We start from the raw sequence: 18,761 nt of genomic DNA on the forward strand, positions 1-18,761 counted from the left end.
TTTGAAAATTTCTCGAAACCGCCGCACTGCCAAGCACTATGCGCGGATCGAAGCGAGCGTGACGGCAACGATGTGCTCACCCCACTCATTCAGCGCATCCGGGGCCGTCAGCTTGCGTGCAAAAATCGTCGACAGCGTATGGCGGTTCGACAGATAGAAGAAACCGAGCGCCGCGATCGTGAGATAAACGGATATCGGATCGACTGCCCGCCGGAAAATGCCGAGCGCCTCCCCGCGACGCAGCACATCGGAAAGCTCGTCGATCAGATGCGAATGCATGGCCGAGATTCTATCGGAGCGCTGCAGATAATGCGCGTGATGCAGGTTTTCGGTGGCAAGCAGGCTCAAAAACTCAGGATGCGCTAGGAAATGCCGCCAGGTGAACAAGGCCAGCTCCCGCATCCCCTCCTCTGGATGACGATGCGCCAGATCCAGCTGCTTTTCGGCATTGCGGATTGTCGCATAGCTCGCCTCCAGCACCGCGAGATAGAGCCCCTCCTTGTCGCCGAAATAGTGATAGAGCATCCGCTTATTGGTCTGTGCCCGCGCTGCGATCGCATCCACCCGGGCGCCGCCGAAACCATGCGCGGCAAATTCTTCCGTCGCCGCGTCCAGGATCGTGGCATGGGTGCGCTGCGGATTGCGCGATGCTTTTCTCGACCGCTTGTCCATGGTCTTGCCGGCATCCGCTTGTGCTTTATTTTCAGTCTCTTGTCTCGCCCTGCCCGCCATGGACGATCTCCTTCCGAATGGTAGCATTAGCGACGGACGCTGCCTGTTCCGGCATGCATCGTTTTGATTGCCGCGCGATTGGCGCTTGACAGCGGTCGCGTTTCTATCCAACTTGTAACCAAATAGTTATATCATGCAAAGCAGTTCGTAAATCATCGGTTCGCTGGGGAGGAGACCAGGATGACGTTGACGATCGACCGCCGGCAGTTGCTTGCCGGCATGGCAGCCACACTTGCTTTCAGCAGTATCGGACTTTCCCGCGCCAATGCGGCAACCGCCATGCGCCTTCTTTGGTGGGGGTCGAAGGAGCGCAGCGACCGGACATTTGCAGCGGTAAAGGCCTATCAGGCCAAGAACCCGGATATCACCATCGCCGGCGAATCCTTCGGCTGGGACAGCTATTGGACGCGCCTCGCCACCCAGACCGGGGGCGGCAATGCGCCCGACCTCATCCAGATGGATTATCGCTACATCTTCGAATATGCCCGCCGCGGCGCGCTGCTCGACATGACGCCCTATTTCGGCAAGAGCTTGAAGATCGAGGATTTCGGCCCGGCGAACATCGATTCCGGCAAGGTGGACAACAAGATTTACGGCGTCAGCCTCGGCGTGAACTCCTCGATGGTCGTCGTCAATATGGCCGCGTGGGACCAAGCCGGCGTCGAGCCGCCGCGTGACGGTATGACATGGGAGCAGCTCGGCGATGCCTGCGCCAAGGTCACGGCTGCCAAGAAGCGCCGCGGCTTTTACGGCACGGCGGACGCAAGTGGCGGCGAACCGGCTTTCGAATGCTGGCTGCGCCAGCGCGGCAAGGCGCTCTATACGGCCGACGGCAAGCTGGCTTTCGAGGCCAAGGACGCAACCGAATGGTTCGACTTCTGGGGCCATATGCGAGAGATCGGCGCTTGCACGCCAGCCGACGTTCAGGCGCTGGACCAGCAGACCCTCGAAACCGACATGCTCGTGACCAAGAAGGCAGCGGTCAGCTACGCCCATTCCAACCAGTTCGTCGCCATTCAGGGCCTGGTCAAGGAGAAGCTCGACCTAGTCGCCTATCCGAGCAACCCGGGCAGCAAGCCCGGTCAGTATCTGAAGCCGTCGATGCTGATGTCGGTTTCGGCAACATCCCAGAACAAGGATGCCGCCGTCGCCTTCGTCAACTACCTGGTCGAAGACCCGGAAGGCACGAAGGCACTCGGAGTCGAGCGCGGCGTTCCGCCTTCAAAAAAGATCCGCGATCTCCTGACGCCGGATCTGGATCCCGTTAGTAAACAGGTGGTCGATTATATCGGCCGGTTGACGCCGCATGTCGGCCCACTGCCGCCATCCCCGCCGAACGGCGCTGGCGAGAATGCATTCCTGCTGAAGAAGATCGCCGAGGAGGTGGCCTTCGGCAAAACCAGCGCACAGGACGCTGGCACCAAGTTCACCGAACAGGCAGCAGCAAACATCACGCGAGGCTGACACCGTGGGTACAAACAGCAAGAGCGTTGCCGGCGGCTTGACCGTCGGCGCGCGCGCGCCGTTGCGCGTGGAAACCGCCTATAAGGCGCCGAGCGCATTCGCGCGGAACGCACCCGGCTATCTCTTCCTTCTGCCGTGGTTCATCGGCTTCTTCGGACTGACCCTCGGCCCGGCGATCGCCTCGCTCTATCTCTCCTTCACCGATTACAATCTGCTGCAGTCGCCAAACCTCGTCGGTATGGAGAACTACGTGCGGATCGCGACGGCCGACGACAAATTTCTGTCGTCGATGAAGGTGACGCTGTTCTACGTCGTCTGTTCGGTGCCGCTGAAGCTCGCCTTCGCGCTGCTGGTGGCGCTGCTGCTCAACCGCGGCATCAAGGGCCTCCCGGTCTATCGCGCCATCTTCTACCTGCCGTCGCTGCTCGGCTCCAGCGTCGCGATCGCCGTGCTGTGGCGGCAGATCTTCGATGCCGACGGCATCGTCAACACCCTGCTTTGGTACGCCTTCGGCATCAACGGGCCGAGCTGGATCTCCAATCCCGATTATTCGCTCCATACGCTCATCATTCTGGCCATCTGGCAGTTCGGCTCGCCGATGATCATCTTCCTCGCCGGCCTGCGCCAGATCCCGACCGATCTCTACGAGGCCGCCAGCCTCGACGGCGCCTCCAAGGCGCGAATCTTCTTCAAGATCACCCTGCCGCTTTTGACACCGGTGATCTTCTTCAATGCCGTGGTCCAGACGATCGATGCCTTCAAGGCCTTCACGCCGGCCTATGTGATTTCCTCCGGCACGGGCGGGCCGATCGATTCGACGCTGTTCTATACGCTCTACCTCTACCAGGAAGCCTTCGGCTATTTCCGCATGGGATATGCCTCGGCGCTGGCCTGGATCCTTGTGATCATCATCGCAATCTTCACCGCCTTCTCCTTCCTCTCCGCTCGTTATTGGGTCCACTACGATGACTGACGCGAAGCTCACCCATTTTGCCGAGGACATGAAACCCCCGCGCGAGCGCCCGTGGTTCTTCTCCATCCTCATCCACGCCGCTCTCATCGCCGCGTCGATCGTGATGCTCTATCCGCTGCTGTGGATGCTCTCAGGCTCGATCAAGGACCAGAACGAGATCTTCGGCACGGCCTCGCTGATCCCCTCGCAATTCGACTTCAGCTCCTATGCCCGCGGCTGGTTCGGCGGCCAGGTTACCTTCGGCAAATTCGTCTGGAATTCAGCCCTCATCGCCGTGCTGTCGGTCATCGGCAACGTGATTTCCTGCTCGCTGGCGGCCTACGCCTTCGCGCGGTTGAACTTCTGGGGCAAGAATTTCTGGTTCGCGCTGATGCTGGGCACGCTGATGCTGCCCTATCACGTCACGCTGATCCCGCAATATATTCTCTTCCTGAAGCTCGGCTGGGTGAAGACCATGCTGCCACTCGTCGTGCCGAAATTCCTCGCCGTCGACGCCTTCTTCATCTTCCTGATGGTGCAGTTCTTCCGCGGCATTCCCCGCGAGCTGGACGAGGCGGCCATGATGGATGGCTGCAGCCCATGGCGCATCTACTGGCGCATCATGTTGCCTCTGTCGCTTCCGGTTCTGGCAACGGCCGCCATCTTCTCCTTCATCTGGACCTGGGACGATTTCTTCGGGCCGCTGATCTATCTCTCCGATATCAATACCTACACAGTGCAACTCGGCTTGCGCTCCTTCGTGGATTCCACCGGAAGTTCCGACTGGAGCAGCCTGTTTGCCATGTCGAGCCTGTCGCTGATCCCGGTCTTTCTGATCTTCCTCTTCTTCCAGAGGCTATTGATCGACGGCATCGCGACCGCCGGCCTCAAACGCTGATTATGAACCCAGCAGTCCCGAATACCCAAGATTTGGGGCTGCGAACCAACAAACCCACGAAAGGAAATGTCGCATGAGCGCGCTGCGCTTCGCCGCCATCGGCCTCAATCACGATCATATCTACGGGCAGGTCAACGTTATGCTGCGGGCCGGCGCCGAACTCGTCGCCTTCCACGCAGTGGAAGACGATCTTGCCGCTGTCTTCGCCGAGCGTTTCCCGCAGGCACGACGCGTTGTCGACAAAAGGGAAATCCTCGAGGACAGCTCCATCGCGCTGATCGTCAGCGCCGCGATTTCCAGCGAGCGCGCCGGCCTTGCCATCGAGGCCATGCGCCACGGCAAGGACGTGATGCTCGACAAGCCCGGCATGGTGACGCTGGATCAGCTGGCAGACGTCAAAAAGGTACAGGCCGAGACCAAGCGTATCGTCTCCATCCTTTACTCCGAGCACTTCGAAACGGCATCGACAGTCAAGGCCGGTGAGCTGGTCAAGGCCGGCGCCATCGGCAAGGTCATTCACACGACGGGCCTCGGACCGCACCGTCTGCGCAAGCCGACCCGGCCGGACTGGTTCTTCGACCGCAAGCGCTATGGCGGCATCATCGCCGACATCGCCTCGCATCAATGCGAGCAGTTCTTGTTTTTCGCTAACTCGCTCGAAGCAGAGGTCTTGTCGGCCACAGTGTCCAATCGCGCCAATCCGGAAACACCGGGCCTGCAGGACTATGGCGATTTCCATGTGAGGACGCCTGATGTGACGGGCTATGTCCGTGTCGACTGGTTCACGCCGGACGGGCTTTCCACCTGGGGCGACGGCCGCTTGTTCATCGTCGGCACGGAAGGGACGATCGAGCTGCGCAAATATATCGACGTCGCCGGCCGGCCCGGCACCGACCACCTTTTCCTCACCGACCGCAAGGGCATGCAGCATATCGATTGCAGCGGAGTGGAGCTGCCCTATGGCCGCCAGCTCGTAGCCGACATAAGAGACCGCACCGAAACGGCCATGGGCCAGGAACATTGCTTCAAGGCCATGGAGTTGGCGCTGAAGGCGCAGGCGCTCGCCGAGGCAACATCCCTCAAGAACATTCAGAGGTAATTGCGACATGTCCGACATCAAGAAAGTCGCGATCATCGGCCTCGGCATCGGCCGCTCCCACATTGTCGAAGGCTATCTGCCGCATCCGGACCGTTTCGAGGTCGCCGTTCTCTGCGATCTCAACGACGAACGCCTGAACACGGTCGGCGATGAATTCGGCATCGCGAGACGCCTCAAGGATTTCTCCGAAGTCCTCAACATGCCCGATATCGACATCATCGATATCTGTACGCCGCCCGGCTCGCATTTCCAGCTGATCATGCAGGCGCTTGCCGCCGGCAAGCATGTAGTCTGCGAAAAGCCGCTCGTGGGATCGCTGGCCGATGTCGATGCGGTCATCGAGGCCGAAAAGACGGCCAAAGGGCGGCTAATGCCGATTTTCCAGTATCGCTATGGCGACGGTATCCAGAAGGCCAAGCGCATCATCGCTTCAGGCATCGCTGGCAAGGCCTATGTAGCGACGTCCGAGACGCATTGGGTGCGCGGCGCCGACTATTATGCGGTCCCCTGGCGCGGTAAGTGGGACACCGAACTCGGCGGCGTTCTGATGACGCACTCCATCCATCTGCACGATATGCTCACTTATCTAATGGGGCCGATCGCGGGCCTCTTCGGCCGCGTCGCCACCCGCGTCAACGATATCGAGGTCGAGGATTGCGCCAGCGCCAGCCTGCTGATGGAAAACGGTGCACTCGCCACCATCAGCGCGACGCTCGGCTCGCAGGAGCAGATCAGCCGCCTGCGCCTCGCCTTCGAAAACGTCCTGATCGAAAGCAACCACGAGCCCTACAGCCCCGGCCAGGACCCCTGGAAGATCATTCCCGCCAATGACGAGATCGGCGCGAAGATCGATGCGCTGCTCGCCGACTGGTCGCCGATCCCCAACCGTTTCAACACGCAGATGAGGCTGTTCCACGACGCGCTGGTGTCCGGCGGACCGCTGCCGGTAACCACAGTCGATGCCCGCCAGGCGCTGGAACTGGTCACCGCATTCTATGAATCGTCGGAAACCCGCACCGAAGTCCGCTTCCCTGTCGGGCCGGAAGCCAAGAAATACAAGAGCTGGAGGCCGTCATGAACGTTGCCTCGCGAGCCATCGGAACCAAGAAGGAGGAAGCGCCCATGGCGACAAGCGTATCGCTGCAGAAGGTTATCAAGCGCTATGGCGAGCTTCAGGTGGTTCACGGGATCGACCTCGAAATCGAGCCGGGGGAATTCACCGTCTTCGTTGGTCCCTCCGGCTGCGGCAAGTCCACGCTGCTACGCATGATCGCCGGGCTGGAGCCGATTTCCGGCGGCGGGCTCTATCTCGACGGCAGCCGCATGAACGATGTACCCGCTTCCAAGCGCGGCATCGCCATGGTCTTCCAGTCCTATGCGCTCTATCCGCATATGACCGTCTACAAGAACCTCGCCTTCGGCCTCGAAACCGCGGGCATGAAGAAGCAGGACATCCAGCCGCGCGTCGAAAAGGCGGCCGAGATCCTGCAGATCAAGCAGCTGCTGCAACGCAAGCCGAAGCAGCTTTCCGGCGGCCAGCGCCAGCGCGTCGCCATCGGCCGCGCCATCGTGCGCGAGCCCAACATCTTCCTCTTCGACGAGCCGCTCTCGAACCTCGATGCCGAACTGCGCGTGCAGATGCGCGTCGAGATTGCCCGCCTGCACCAGCGGCTCGGCAATACCATGATCTACGTCACCCACGACCAGACCGAAGCCATGACCATGGCCGACAAGATCGTCGTGCTCAATGGCGGCAAGATCGAGCAGGTCGGCGCTCCCCTTGACCTCTACAACAGGCCGAAGAACAAATTCGTTGCCGGCTTCATCGGCTCGCCGAAAATGAACTTTCTCGATGCGAAGATCGTCGCTTCCGACGACGGCTCCGCCGTCATCGATCTCGCCGGCCAGACCGTACGCCTGCCGCGCCGGCTCGGTGGTCTCCAGCCCGGACAGCCCGTGACACTTGGCGCGCGCCCGGAACATTTGAACGTCGGCGATCGCGGCTTAGGGCTCGGCAATGCCCGCGTCGATCTCGTCGAGCACCTCGGCGGGCAGACAATCCTCTACGTCACACTGCATGGCGGCCAGGCACTGACGGTCGCGCTCGAAGATCAGCAGGCGATCCGCGCCGGCGAAACAGTCAGCATCCACATCGATCCCGAGCGTTGCCATTTGTTCGGGCCGGATGGGATGACTTTGTAGGAGCATCTTGAAGCAGGTGGGGCCTATCTCGCCCCTGGCGGGCGAGATAGTAAAAACTTGGGATTAGGCGCGGGCTCGTCCCTCGTCTAATTCTTAGTTTTTACAAGAGCGGGGTAGGCATGGACGCAATCAGTGTCCAGTTTATTGGTGCAAGAAGCGGACCCCCTCTCTTGCAATTTCAATGGCTTAGAAATTGCGCTGAGCTTTTGAGCACGCTGAGCCTCCGGTGTCGCAATTCCTAAACCAGTGAAATTGCTTTCTCGCCCGCCAGGGGCGAGATGCCCCCCTCACACCTCAACGACCCGCTGGCTGCCGATAGCGCGGATTTGCCCGGATGGAATGACATCGGCCGGAACGCCTTCCCGCCTATACAGGCGAAGCCGCCGGCTGCCCGGCGCAAGATGGAACCAGTCATCCTCCGCCCGATAGGCTTCCAGATCGATCTGCACCGATTGCGCCAACCGGTCGGTGCTCAGATCAAGGAACCAGTCCTCGCCCTCCTGCACCGCCGACGCCGTGATTTCGGCATCGTGGAACGCCTTGGTGCGCCCAAGCGGGAAGTAAAAAGCCTGGGCGATAACAGCGCCGGTCGCCGAGGCTGTCAGCCGCGCGACCGTGACATCATGCGATGGCGGTCCGAAGCGGAAAGCGTATGTCGTGTCGAAGAAGGCGCCGAAAAGTTCAGTGCAGGCTATCTTTTGCTTACCGCGCGCTTCGAGCGTCAGATCACGGCCCCCGCCGACGACGATCTGACGGCCATCGCGCAAGCAGGAGACCTCGACGGTCAGATCGAGCGCCGCATCGCTCTCGTTGATGACATGCACATCGAGGCCGTTCGTGCCTTCATCCATGAGCAGCACCTGCACCGGCCGGAAGGCTCGGCGCAGCCCGTACCAGACCGGCTTCGGCTCCCCCGTCGAATCGATCACGCCCCAACCGGCGCCGGGAAGCAGGTCCTGCAGCGTCCAGACAAGCGCACCGTTGCAACTGGAACCTTGGCGGCGCCACTCCGCATAGGTCTCCTCGACGACTTCGCCGGTCACCGCGCGTGAAAGGTTGAGATAAAGATCGGGATCTTCGCGCCGAAGCTTGTTGGGCTCGAAACCGTAGAGTTCCTGAAGATAATGATCGCGCACATCCTCGAAATCCCAGGATGCGCCGCGATCACGCGGCACGCGCTCTTTCCATAGTGGGCTATGGACTGCCGGAACCGGCAGGTGCTGGCCGAGCGTGCGGGCTTGCGGCACGTGCGCGAAGGCCAGGCTCTCGGCGGCGAAGCGAACATCGGCGCGGCGGCCATCGGCGAGCGGCCGCATATAGGCGCCGACGCCATAATAATGCGTGACGCCGGCATTCGGTGAAAACGGCATCGGCCGGCCCGACGGCGAATTGACGACATAGGGTACATCCGGCCGTAGCGATTGCACCAGCGGCGGGATGATTTCCTCGACGATAGGACTTTTCCAGAACTGCTCGGGCAGGCCCATCATGGCTGCCTGCTGGTGGATCTCGCTGCCACCGCAAAGGATAGCCAGTGAGGGCGACAGCCGGGTACCGCTGAGAAGCTGCGAAACCTCCGTCTCGACATGGGCATTGAACGCCTTGTCGTTCTTCGGATAGTCGAAATTGGCAAACATGAAATCCTGCCAGACCATCAGGCCAAGTTCGTCGCACAGACGGTAGAACTCCGGCGTCTCGTAAGCCATGGTGCCGCCGATGCGGATCATGTTCATGCCGGCCTCGGCCGCCAGCCGCAGCCAACTCTCGTAATCCTCGCGATCGCCGGGCAGGCGCACGATATCCGCCGTGGTCCAGACCGCGCCGCGGCAAAAGATCCGCTCGCCGTTGACGATCAAAGCGAAATCCTGTCCTTCGGCGCCACGATCGACCGACAGCCGGCGAAAACCGGTCTGCCCCAGCGCGCGCTCGACGCCATTGACGACGAGGGTGACGTCATGGAGTTGCGGAACGCCATGCGTATGCGGCCACCAGGGCGCCACATCGGGAATTTTCAGGATAGCGGTATAGCGGCCGGCACCGGCCTTCTCGAAAGCCTGTTCAGCATCGCCGCACCGTAGTGTCAGCTGTTCGATATCACCTTCAATCGAAAGCGAGGCATAGAGCCTGCCCTCGCCATTCTCGAGCAGCTCCGGCCGCAAGGAGAGATCGCGGATCACAGGAGCACCGGGACGCAGCAGCGAAATCGACCGCCACGGGCCGACGGCCTGAACCTCAGGGCACCAGCCGGGCATATGGCCGAGCAGCGTCGTACGCACCATCCGCAAGCCCTGTGGCGTGATCATCTGGGGCCGCCAACGGGCGCGTGGGCCGGGTTCCAAAAGCTTCGGCTCCAGCGCACGGAAGCAGAGAGCCAGTTCGTCACCGCCAAGCAAGGTGACATCGACGTCGTGAGCCTCGAACATGCTTTCGGACACAAGGATTTGCTGGCCGTTGAGGAAGACTTCGCAAAGCGTCGCGAGCCCCTCGAGCCGCAAGACCGCCTCACCGGCGCCAGCATCCACCAGACGGCAGATGTACCAGGCATCGCGGTCATGAAGAGGCTGCGGCTTCGTCCGGTCGAAGCGTCCGGCCTTTTCCAGGGCTTCCGCCACCGTGCCGGGCACGGGCGCCGGGATAAAGCCGGACGTCAGCGGCACATCGGAGGGCGAGAGGCAGGTGCCCGCCTCCGTCAATACCAGATTCCATCCCTCGCTCAGCCGCATTCCACCGCCGAGATCCGCCAAGCGCCCGCCCATGACATTTTTCGAGGGATTGCCCCCCGCCCCAATATGTTCAGAAATAACCCAGCCGCATGGCGATCCAACGGAAGCCGATTAGAGCTTCCGTTCGAGCTTGCTCACCATGAAATCCCACGCATCTGCGGCAGGATCAAGCGCCGTCCGCAGCGGCTCGAATTTCTTGCGCGTAATGGCCCGGGCCAGCTGGAACTGCACCGACTTCGCCGTCTCGGAAATTTTCCGTGCCTCGGCTGCCGCATCGGACAAATCGGCTGAAAGCCAGTCGAAATGGCTGCCGGCAAGCTCGAAATTGGCGCCGAGCTGACGCAGCGTGTTGAAGGCATACTTATGGAAGAAGCCGAAAGGCCGTTCGGCGACCGCTTCCACCTGCGCCGGGAAGACTTCCGCGAAGGCGCGGATCGGATTGGCCAGCGGACGACGGCGGAAATGGAAAGACAGAAGCTGTCGGGCCGTCTGACGGATCGCAGCCTCACCCGGTGCCTTCTCCGGAAATTTCGCAAATTCCGTATAGGGCAGGAAGGGCAGATCCTCATCCGTCAGATGCAGCTGGAAGAGCCCGTCGAAGTCCTCGCCCGACAACTGGAAGAACCCGCCATTGTGGAAGTAGTCGAGCGTGCGGCCCTGCATGTCGAGCCGGTTGATCGCCACCGTCGTCTTGCCGTGTTCGCGGCGATAGCCGACCCCTTGAGTATCCGGCATGAAGAAGGAATCCATCTCCACCAGGCAGAGCCGGCCGCGGCCGATCTGCTCGGCAACATGGTTCTGAACCTTGTCGTAGATCGCAAGCTCGGTGCAGCGCACGCCATAGAGCGCTTCCAGATCCTCGAGCGGCACCTTGAAGAAGGTGAACTGATCGCCCTCGAAATCCTGTGTCAGCGTAAAGCCGAGCATGGCTTCCGGCGGCAGCTTCAGGCTCGAAAGAACCTCGATCCAGAGATCGATGTAGCAGTTGGTCTCGGGCCACATGCGCTCACTGTCGTGCAACGCATGTGGCTTGTAGACGGCGGGATCCAGTCCCTGAAACACGGCAGCCATGGGTGCGATCAGCCCCAAAGCGTCTTGCGCACGCTCTCGGGCCATTCCCTAGTGTCGAGACCGTGGGTGTGGAACAGCGCCAGCGCGATGCGCTCCAGGCCGAAGCCGACGCAGGCCGTATGCACGACGCGGCCATCGGCAAAATTCAGGCCCCATTTCGTGCCAAAGGCATCCTGATGATAGTTGAAGCTCATGCAGGCTGTGGGATTGGCGACGGAGGTGATCGGAATCAACAGCTCGAACTTCAGGTTCTGGTCGCGCTGGTTGTTGGCGAGCATCTTGCCGGCGCGACCGAAGAACGGATCGTTGGCGACATCGATGGTTACATCGAGACCGACGGCCTTCATCATCTCGACACCGCGATCCATCCAGCTCTGGCGGAAATCCGTCACATGCTTTTCGCTGCCCATGCAGACATATTCGCGCATGCGGAACAGCTGCTGGCGGGCCGGGTCCTTCGAGGGCTCATGTCGGAAGCAATAGGACTGCAGATCGTAAAGCGCGCCGTTTTCCGGAATGGCACCGCGCTTGGCAACCGTCGGATAGAGCGGATAGCAAGCCGCCGGCGTCAGCACGATATCGGTCGCCTGCTGGTCTTTCGTCCAGTCGTCGCCGACTTCCATGCACTTCAGCAGGCTCATATGGTCGAGCTCGTTGCCGCAGAAGCTGTGCACCGTGCCGGCCAGTTGCGGGAAGCTCTTCATATAGCCGCTTGTCTCAAAGAAGGCGCGGTTCATGCCGGGCGGAAAACGGATGGCTTCGGCGCCATCGGCGCCGCCGAACGTGTCGATCAAGCGCTCGAAAGCGGAAATCACGTCTTCGAACTGGCCGCTGCGGCCATAGAGACCATCAACGCCGGTGTCGATCAGCAGGCCAGAATCGAAAAGGCGGTCGAGAAACGATGTTTGCATATCCATGACGGTTACCCCAACAGGCTGGTATCTTGTTTGTGGACGAGCAGCATGGTCGACGTATTGCCGAGAATGCGGTCATTCGAGATCATCAATTGCGCCGAGTGCGCATCGCGCAGGTGGCGGCCGAGGCTGTAGGGCGTACCGTTCTTGTACCCCATGATGCCGCAGATGAGCATTGCGTGGTTAATGATCGGCAGGATCATCTCCGACGACGCGATCTTGACGTTGTTCATCGCCACGGCGAAGGCCATCGACGACAGGCGGTCCGCATCGAGCTTCGCCTCTTCATAGGCCTTCAGCCCGGCAACCACATTGGATTTCACCATCTGCAGCATGCTGGAGGCTTCGGCGAGGCGCAGCGCGCCGGGCGGCTGTACGCCAGGAGACTTGCGAGCGGCGGCTCGCACGAACGCCTGCGCGCGGGAAACCGCGTCGGCGGCAATGCCGTACCACACGCCGCTCCAAAGCAGGTGCGAGCTTGCGAGCATCGACTGTGCAGCGATCTCGGCAAACGGCTTTGGCAGGATCTGCTTGGCCGGAGCTTTACCTTTGAACAGGAAACCGTCGGAACAGGTGCCACGCATGCCGAGCGTGTTCCACTCGACGGTGCGCTTGATGTCGTATTGATCTTTCAGGAAGCAGGTCAGCACCTGATCGGAGGACGCCGCCTCGGCATGGCTGCGCGAGGTGATCAGAATGGCGTCGGCATGGGCGCCATAGGAAATAACTGTCGCATCCTTTTCGAGGGTGCAGGTATCGCCTTCGACATTGATGGCGCAGATGCTGTTGCGTAGATTGCCGCCGATCCCGCCCTCGGTCGTCGCCGACGCAAGCAGCAGCTGTTCCCTGGCGATGCGGCGCATGAAGTCGCGGTGCCAATCGCTATCGACGCCGTGCTCGACCAGGCTCGAAAGCTTGATCTGATGCATGGCGAAGACCATGGCGCTGGCCGCGCAAGCCTGACCGAGGATCGAGCAAAGCTCGGCGATTTCGGTCATCGACGCGCCTTCGCCGCCGAGATCGGCGGGGATCTGGATGGAGAGCAGCTTTTCGGCGCGCATCGCGTCGACGGCTTCGCGCGGGAAACGGCCCTCGGCATCGACGGCATCGGCGTGTTGGCTGGCGATCGCTGCGACGCGGGCGGCGCGCACCGCCGCTCCCTCGCCCGTCCCAACCTCGAGTAGAGCGACCGCCGCAGTCATCAGGCGACCTTTCTGCTGTCCAGGATCATGCCGACGGTTCTTTCGATCGCGGCGATGCTGGCGAAGGACTTGCGGTTCAGCAGGTTGTCGGGAAATTCGATGTCGAAGGCTTCCTCGATGCCGAGCATCAGCTGCACGGAAGCGAAGGAAGACAGCCCCGTCGCATAAAGATCAGCGTCATCTTCGATCTGATCGATAGCAACGGGAAGCGTACCGAACTTGGCCAGCAAATCGCGAATCGTCTTGTTCATAGTCTAGTCCCTTCTGGCAATGGCAAGCATAACCGCAGTTACGCAGTCTTATTCTTCGCCGAGAAGTAACAGGCAAAATAGAAAATTCCGCTAAGCGACGTGGTAAATGAAAACAACTTATACTTGGTGGGAAAGTGCTATATTCTAGACTTTTCCGATTGAAATTCACCAAACGTTAGTCATCTAAATCGCGGCCCGCGCATTAATATTATGTATTCCTGTTATAAAGGCGTGGCGCTTTTTTGGAAAGCCGCAGGTCTCACGTCGGTTAACGTGCCAAAATTCGTCACAACGTTTGCGCTAGAAATACAATCCCAATCGGAGCGCCGGCAAAAGTATAGACCCTTTGTAACGAGTGCTAACCTTCCGGCGGATAGATGTGGTCACCGCCCCTGTAATCCGAAATCGAATAGCAACCCTCGCCCAGTTCGCGAACCGCGCTTCGACCGATGTCGACCTTGCCGTAGCCGCCGGGAATATCGAGAATGTAGGTCGGCTGGCAAAGGCCGGAAATCCGGCCGCGCAGGCTTGCTACGATTGCCTGCCCTTCGGCGATCGTGAGGCGGAAGTGGCTGGTGCCGGGCGCAAGGTCCGGATGATGCAGATAATATGGCTTCACCCGCGTTTCGACAAAAGCCCTCATCAGCGCCGCCAGCACCTCCGGATCGTCATTGACGCCCTTCAACAGAACCGACTGGCTGATAAGCACGATTCCCGCATCGACCAGCCGGCCGCAGGCAGCGCGCGCCTCCTCCGTCATCTCCCGCGGATGATTGGCATGCAGCGCTACATAGATGATCTTACCGCTCGCCTTCAGTGCCGCAATCAGCGCCGCATCGACCCGCAAAGGATCTACGACGGGGATGCGGGTATGGAAGCGGACGATCTTCACATGCTCGATATCGGCAAGCTGCCCGAGAATCTCTTCCAGGCGCCGCGGTGAAAGCACCAGCGGATCGCCGCCGGTCAGAATGACCTCCCAGATCTCCTTGTGCTCGCGGATATAGGCAAAGGCGCCGTCAAGCGCAGCGCCATCCAGCGTCCCGAGCCCCTGCGGTCCGACCATCTCGCGGCGGAAGCAAAAACGGCAATAGACCGGGCAGATATGCACGGCCTTCAGAAGCACACGGTCGGGATAGCGGTGGACGATGCCCTCGACCGGGCTATGCGCGTGATCGCCGATCGGATCGGCGCGCTCCTCGGGCATGACGACGAGTTCCGCCGGATCAGGCACGAACTGCCGGGCAATGGGATCGGCGGGGTTTTCGGCGTCGATCAGTCGCGTCACGGTCGGCGTCAGGGCGACGGCATAGCGCTCCGCCACGGCTTCGAGCGCCACTGCCTGATCGGCGTCGATCAGCCCGGCGCGCTCAAGTTCGCCGATAGTCCGGATTGGGCGCATCACGTTCATGCGTCATACTCCGCGACCGGCGCCCACAGCACCTGCTCGATCCGCGAAGCGCCGGTTGCCAACATCACGAGCCGGTCGAAGCCCAGCGCAATACCGCTTGCGTCAGGCATGACGGCAAGCGCCTGCAGAAAATCCTCGTCCAGCGGATAGGTCTCGCCATAGACGCGCTGCTTTTCCGCCATCTCGATCTCGAAGCGGCGCCGCTGCTCCTCGGCATTGGTAAGCTCGCCAAAGGCATTGGCAAGCTCAACGCCGCAGGCATAGAGCTCGAAACGCTCGGCAACGCGGTGGTCGGCTGCCGACGGCCGGGCAAGGGCTGCCTCGGAAACGGGATATTCGTCAAGAATGGTCACACGCCCGAAGCCGAGATTGGGTTCGATCTTCTCGACCAGCACCCGGCTGAAAAGATCCTGCCAAAGATCGTCGTCGGCAACGCGGATGCCAGCCTGCCGCATATCCGCCGCCAAGCGCTCGCGATCCGTCGATCCGTCGAGACCGATGGACGCAAAGAGATCGATGCCGGCATAACGTTCGAAAGCGGCTGCGACGCTGATGCGCTCGGGCTGGAGGAACGGATCGGTTTCTGCACCGCGGTAGCTGAATTTCTTCGCCCCGACCGTCTCGGCCGCAAGCCCCAGGATTGCGGCGCAATCGGCCATCAGGGCCTCGTAGCTCTCGCCTGCCCGGTACCATTCCAGCATGGTGAATTCCGGATGATGCAGCGGCCCGCGCTCACGGTTGCGATAGACATGGGCAAAGCAGGCGATGCGCTCCTCGCCCGCCGCTAGTAGCTTCTTGCAAGCAAATTCCGGTGAGGTGTGCAGATAGAGGGGCAGCGTTTTGCCATCCGTCGTCACTGCCTCGGTCGTGAAAGCATGCAGATGGGCCTCGTTGCCGGGTGACACCTGCAGCGTTGCCGTATCGACCTCGATGAAGTCGTTGCGCGCAAAGAAAACACGCAAGGCAGCCTGAATGGCATTGCGGCCGATGAGGAACGGCCGCCGGTCCGCATGGACATTGCGGGTCCACCAGGGGGACGCTTTGCTCGTCTTCGGCTTCATTCCTAGCTTTCTTCCGCGCACCTGCCACGTTGGGGGGTGGCAATTTCCATTGATTTAGGGTAGTTGCGCCCCCAAGCAAACAATTGCTGCGTCTCGGAGAGCATTCAGACAGTCCCTCTACGACGCAAAACGCAGCGTTACAAGGAAGTCTTATGGTCAAGGTCATCGCCTCTTCGGTCCGCAAGGGCAACGTTCTCGACGTCGACGGCAAGCTCTACGTCGTTCTCACCGCTCAGAACTTTCATCCGGGCAAGGGTACGCCGGTTACCCAGGTCGACATGCGCCGCATCGTCGACGGCGTGAAGGTCTCCGAGCGTTGGCGCACGACCGAACAGGTCGAGCGCGCCTTCGTCGAAGACGTGAACTTCCAGTACCTCTATGAAGACGGCGAAGGCTTCCACTTCATGAACCCGGCCACCTACGACCAGGTCGTGGTCGATGTCGAAACCATGGGCGACCAGAAGGCCTATCTCCAGGAAGGCATGACCTGCATCCTGTCGATCCACGAAGGCATCCCACTCGCGATCGAACTGCCGCGCCATGTCACGCTCGAAATCAGCGAGACAGAGCCGGTCGTGAAGGGCCAGACGGCATCCTCTTCCTACAAGCCTGCCATACTGTCGAACGGCATCCGCACCCTGGTGCCGCCGCACATTACCGCCGGCACCCGCGTCGTCATCGCCACGGAAGACAATTCCTACGTCGAGCGCGCCAAGGACTGAGCTTCAAGCTCATAGCTTGCATGAAGAACGCCTCGTCCTCGCGACGGGGCGTTTTGCGTTTTGGGCGGTTGAAGCCAGAGGATCGCATGAAGATGGATCCCACTGTCTTAGGGAGCACTGGCCTTTTTCTCGCCCGCCCGCATTGCGCTGGCAGCTTCGGGAGGCGTTTGCATATCGGTACTGTGCTCATGCGGAGCGAGGGACTGCAGATGCAGGATGCGCGGCGACATGGAGTTCATAAAGGCATCGGAGCGGCCGATGTAGATCAGGGTCGCACCCTCCAGTTCAGTGAGCATAGCGAACGCCTTCGCCTGAACTTCAGCCTCGAGCCCTTCCATGGCATCGTCGAAGACGATCCATTTCGGCTTCGCGAGCAGCAGATGCGCAAAGCCGACAGCCTTCTGCTCTTCGGTATCGAGCAATCGATCCCAGCGGGCCTGCGTATCGAGACGGCTCTTCAGCCGGCCGAGCCCCACCTTGTCGATGACGGCCTCGACAGCGGCATCGTCGTAGGCGTCCGGATCATCCGGAAAACAGATTGCCTCCCTGAGCGTGCCGGTCGGCACATAGGGCGTATGTGGCACGAAGAGCATGTCGTCCATCGGCGGCAGGCTGACCGTGCCCGAGCCGCTGTACCACTGGTGCGCCAGCACCTCGAACAGCAGCCTGCGGTTTACGCCGTGATCGCCATTGATCATCACATGCTCGCCGGCATTGATGGTGACCGTCCCCTCCGCGATCCGGAAGCCGTTTTCGGTCGCATCGTCGCTGGTCTTCGTCGAAATCTCCAGATCGGTCCAAACCATCGTCCCAGGTGCCGCTTTCTCAAAGACGAGGGTGTGCGGCATCGGCGTCTTGTCGTCCATCTCCGTCAGCGCCTTACGGAAATCGGTCACGCGCATCAGCGTCGCGCGCCATTCGGCGATCGGGCCGAAATTGGCGACATACCAGCGCAGCGCCGAATTGACCTGATTGAAGGCGCCGACCGCAACCATCAGCTGACCGAAGGTCAAGCCTCCGGAGAAATAGGCGGGCGCGGCAACGAGGATCGGAATGATCAGCACCAGCCAGCCATAGCCGGCCGATACCCAGGTGAGATTGGTATTGGCGATGGCAAGCTGCCGGATGACGGCAAGCACGGCCGATATATCGAGATTGATCCGCCGGCGTTCGTTCTCTTCGCCGCCGGCAATCGTGATCGCCGGCATATGCTCGTTGGCATGCATGAGCGCAAAGCGCAGCTCGGCCTCTTTCGAATAGCGATCCGCATTCAGCCGCACGAGGCGGCGGCCGACGAATTGGCTGAGGAACGATGCCGATCCGGCATAGAGGATTGCCGCCCAGACCATGTAGCCGGGGATGGCAAAACTCATGCCGTTGACTTTGAATACCATGCCGCTGGAAAGCTCCCAGAGCACGCCGATAAAGCTCAGCAGCAGGATCGTCGCCTGCACCAGACCGATGGCGAGCCCGGTCGTGCTTTCCGCGAGGTTGCGGGCATCTTCATGCAGACGCTGGTCGGGATTGACGCCGATCAGGCCGGAAGAGGCGAGACGAAGCGCGCGCTTCGCCTGAAGCCACTGATTGACGAGATCACGCGCCAGACCCTCGCGCATGTACAGCGCGGTCATCTGGTTGAGCCAGGCCTGGATGACGTTGAGGACCAGAAGCGAACCGGCGATGATGCCGAAGACGCCGAGCTGATGGAAGAAAGCGGTAATATCGCGCCTTGCCAGCGAATCGTAAAAGGGCGCGTTCCAATTGTTGAGCAGCACCTGAACATAGGCCGTGACGAGAATGATTGCGAAAAGCGCGACGACAAGGATAATGAGCCTGATGCGGACCGGCGAATTCCAGAACGCGGAAAACATCATCCTCAACCGAAAGAAGAGGCTCAAATCGTATCCGACCTGCTCGTTCCCCTGCCCATTCGGCTTGGCTTGCGTATCAACTGCCATCAGCACTTCCCTGCCACGCGTCCCGTCAGTTAATCATGAGCCGCCCTCATGTCCACCCTTGCAATAGATCGGTGGGATCACATTCCTATATACACGGTTTC

The 18,761-nt window shown here is 60.8% G+C and carries 16 protein-coding genes; 7 read left to right on the forward strand and 9 right to left on the reverse strand.

All coding sequences use genetic code 11. The features are described from left to right. Positions 1 to 36 precede the first annotated feature (36 nt). Positions 37 to 732 (reverse strand): TetR/AcrR family transcriptional regulator, encoded by a 696-nt coding sequence (locus AC13RE_RS15850; RefSeq protein ID WP_488563626.1) that lies wholly within the window; start codon positions 730 to 732, stop codon positions 37 to 39. A gap of 180 nt (positions 733 to 912) precedes the next feature. Here AC13RE_RS15850 and AC13RE_RS15855 point away from each other — a divergent pair, with 180 nt between their 5' ends. The 6 genes from AC13RE_RS15855 to AC13RE_RS15880 all read left to right on the forward strand — a co-directional run bounded on the left by AC13RE_RS15855 (position 913) and on the right by AC13RE_RS15880 (position 7,347). Continuing rightward, entirely contained in the window at positions 913 to 2,196 is a 1,284-nt protein-coding gene (locus AC13RE_RS15855; protein WP_488563627.1) for an ABC transporter substrate-binding protein, read from the forward strand. Positions 2,197 to 2,257: 61 nt separating this feature from the next. Further along, positions 2,258 to 3,169, forward strand: a complete 912-nt coding sequence (locus tag AC13RE_RS15860; RefSeq protein WP_488563702.1) for a carbohydrate ABC transporter permease — start codon at positions 2,258 to 2,260, stop codon at positions 3,167 to 3,169. Next, on the forward strand, positions 3,162 to 4,046 hold the full coding sequence (locus AC13RE_RS15865) for a carbohydrate ABC transporter permease (RefSeq protein ID WP_488484487.1): 885 nt from the start codon (positions 3,162 to 3,164) through the stop codon (positions 4,044 to 4,046). The genes AC13RE_RS15860 and AC13RE_RS15865 overlap by 8 nt, the downstream gene beginning before the upstream one ends. 73 nt (positions 4,047 to 4,119) lie before the next feature. Next, positions 4,120 to 5,145: a Gfo/Idh/MocA family protein gene (locus AC13RE_RS15870; RefSeq protein ID WP_488563628.1), complete on the forward strand. Its 1,026-nt coding sequence runs from the start codon at positions 4,120 to 4,122 to the stop codon at positions 5,143 to 5,145. Positions 5,146 to 5,152: 7 nt separating this feature from the next. After that, entirely contained in the window at positions 5,153 to 6,223 is a 1,071-nt protein-coding gene (locus AC13RE_RS15875; protein WP_488563629.1) for a Gfo/Idh/MocA family protein, read from the forward strand. A gap of 44 nt (positions 6,224 to 6,267) precedes the next feature. Beyond that, complete coding sequence (locus AC13RE_RS15880) at positions 6,268 to 7,347, forward strand: ABC transporter ATP-binding protein (protein WP_488484580.1); 1,080 nt, start codon at positions 6,268 to 6,270, stop codon at positions 7,345 to 7,347. 287 nt (positions 7,348 to 7,634) lie between these two features. On the opposite strand, the gene AC13RE_RS15885 is transcribed toward AC13RE_RS15880, so the two are convergent. The 7 genes from AC13RE_RS15885 to epmA all read right to left on the reverse strand — a co-directional run bounded on the left by AC13RE_RS15885 (position 7,635) and on the right by epmA (position 15,980). Further along, positions 7,635 to 10,103, reverse strand: coding sequence for a glycoside hydrolase family 2 protein (locus tag AC13RE_RS15885; RefSeq protein WP_488563630.1), 2,469 nt, complete (start codon positions 10,101 to 10,103; stop codon positions 7,635 to 7,637). A 78-nt stretch (positions 10,104 to 10,181) separates the two neighbouring features. Then, positions 10,182 to 11,141: a DUF1839 family protein gene (locus AC13RE_RS15890; protein WP_488563631.1), complete on the reverse strand. Its 960-nt coding sequence runs from the start codon at positions 11,139 to 11,141 to the stop codon at positions 10,182 to 10,184. Between the two features lie 8 nt (positions 11,142 to 11,149). Further along, the gene (locus AC13RE_RS15895) at positions 11,150 to 12,058 is read right to left on the reverse strand and encodes an amino acid--[acyl-carrier-protein] ligase (protein WP_488563632.1); all 909 of its coding nucleotides are present in this window, start codon (positions 12,056 to 12,058) and stop codon (positions 11,150 to 11,152) included. A 5-nt stretch (positions 12,059 to 12,063) separates the two neighbouring features. Then, entirely contained in the window at positions 12,064 to 13,257 is a 1,194-nt protein-coding gene (locus tag AC13RE_RS15900; RefSeq protein ID WP_112336203.1) for an acyl-CoA dehydrogenase family protein, read from the reverse strand. Beyond that, complete coding sequence (locus AC13RE_RS15905) at positions 13,257 to 13,508, reverse strand: acyl carrier protein (RefSeq protein ID WP_132719908.1); 252 nt, start codon at positions 13,506 to 13,508, stop codon at positions 13,257 to 13,259. The genes AC13RE_RS15900 and AC13RE_RS15905 overlap by 1 nt, the downstream gene beginning before the upstream one ends. Before the next feature lie 358 nt (positions 13,509 to 13,866). Next, positions 13,867 to 14,919, reverse strand: a complete 1,053-nt coding sequence (locus tag AC13RE_RS15910; protein WP_488563633.1) for a lysine-2,3-aminomutase-like protein — start codon at positions 14,917 to 14,919, stop codon at positions 13,867 to 13,869. Further along, entirely contained in the window at positions 14,916 to 15,980 is a 1,065-nt protein-coding gene (gene epmA / locus AC13RE_RS15915; RefSeq protein WP_488563634.1) for an EF-P lysine aminoacylase EpmA, read from the reverse strand. Before epmA ends, AC13RE_RS15910 begins: the two co-directional genes overlap by 4 nt. Positions 15,981 to 16,132: 152 nt before the next feature. Here epmA and efp point away from each other — a divergent pair, with 152 nt between their 5' ends. Then, positions 16,133 to 16,702 (forward strand): elongation factor P, encoded by a 570-nt coding sequence (efp, locus tag AC13RE_RS15920; protein ID WP_015341611.1) that lies wholly within the window; start codon positions 16,133 to 16,135, stop codon positions 16,700 to 16,702. 107 nt (positions 16,703 to 16,809) lie between these two features. Here efp and AC13RE_RS15925 read toward each other — a convergent pair whose 3' ends face one another. Continuing rightward, complete coding sequence (locus AC13RE_RS15925) at positions 16,810 to 18,660, reverse strand: ABC transporter ATP-binding protein/permease (RefSeq protein WP_488563635.1); 1,851 nt, start codon at positions 18,658 to 18,660, stop codon at positions 16,810 to 16,812. Positions 18,661 to 18,761 lie beyond the last annotated feature (101 nt).

The organism is Martinezella sp. CNPSo 3959, from assembly GCF_057784355.1.

Excerpts from the sequence above, each read along its gene's own strand:
- AC13RE_RS15850 (WP_488563626.1), bottom strand. The coding sequence starts at position 732 with ATGGCGGGCAGGGCGAGACAAGAGACTGAAAATAAAGCACAAGCGGAT.
- AC13RE_RS15855 (WP_488563627.1), top strand. The coding sequence starts at position 913 with ATGACGTTGACGATCGACCGCCGGCAGTTGCTTGCCGGCATGGCAGCC.
- AC13RE_RS15865 (WP_488484487.1), top strand. The coding sequence starts at position 3,162 with ATGACTGACGCGAAGCTCACCCATTTTGCCGAGGACATGAAACCCCCG.
- AC13RE_RS15870 (WP_488563628.1), top strand. The coding sequence starts at position 4,120 with ATGAGCGCGCTGCGCTTCGCCGCCATCGGCCTCAATCACGATCATATC.
- AC13RE_RS15875 (WP_488563629.1), top strand. The coding sequence starts at position 5,153 with ATGTCCGACATCAAGAAAGTCGCGATCATCGGCCTCGGCATCGGCCGC.
- AC13RE_RS15880 (WP_488484580.1), top strand. The coding sequence starts at position 6,268 with ATGGCGACAAGCGTATCGCTGCAGAAGGTTATCAAGCGCTATGGCGAG.
- AC13RE_RS15885 (WP_488563630.1), bottom strand. The coding sequence starts at position 10,103 with ATGGGCGGGCGCTTGGCGGATCTCGGCGGTGGAATGCGGCTGAGCGAG.
- AC13RE_RS15890 (WP_488563631.1), bottom strand. The coding sequence starts at position 11,141 with ATGGCTGCCGTGTTTCAGGGACTGGATCCCGCCGTCTACAAGCCACAT.
- AC13RE_RS15895 (WP_488563632.1), bottom strand. The coding sequence starts at position 12,058 with ATGGATATGCAAACATCGTTTCTCGACCGCCTTTTCGATTCTGGCCTG.
- AC13RE_RS15900 (WP_112336203.1), bottom strand. The coding sequence starts at position 13,257 with ATGACTGCGGCGGTCGCTCTACTCGAGGTTGGGACGGGCGAGGGAGCG.
- AC13RE_RS15905 (WP_132719908.1), bottom strand. The coding sequence starts at position 13,508 with ATGAACAAGACGATTCGCGATTTGCTGGCCAAGTTCGGTACGCTTCCC.
- AC13RE_RS15910 (WP_488563633.1), bottom strand. The coding sequence starts at position 14,919 with ATGAACGTGATGCGCCCAATCCGGACTATCGGCGAACTTGAGCGCGCC.
- epmA (WP_488563634.1), bottom strand. The coding sequence starts at position 15,980 with ATGAAGCCGAAGACGAGCAAAGCGTCCCCCTGGTGGACCCGCAATGTC.
- efp (WP_015341611.1), top strand. The coding sequence starts at position 16,133 with ATGGTCAAGGTCATCGCCTCTTCGGTCCGCAAGGGCAACGTTCTCGAC.
- AC13RE_RS15925 (WP_488563635.1), bottom strand. The coding sequence starts at position 18,660 with ATGGCAGTTGATACGCAAGCCAAGCCGAATGGGCAGGGGAACGAGCAG.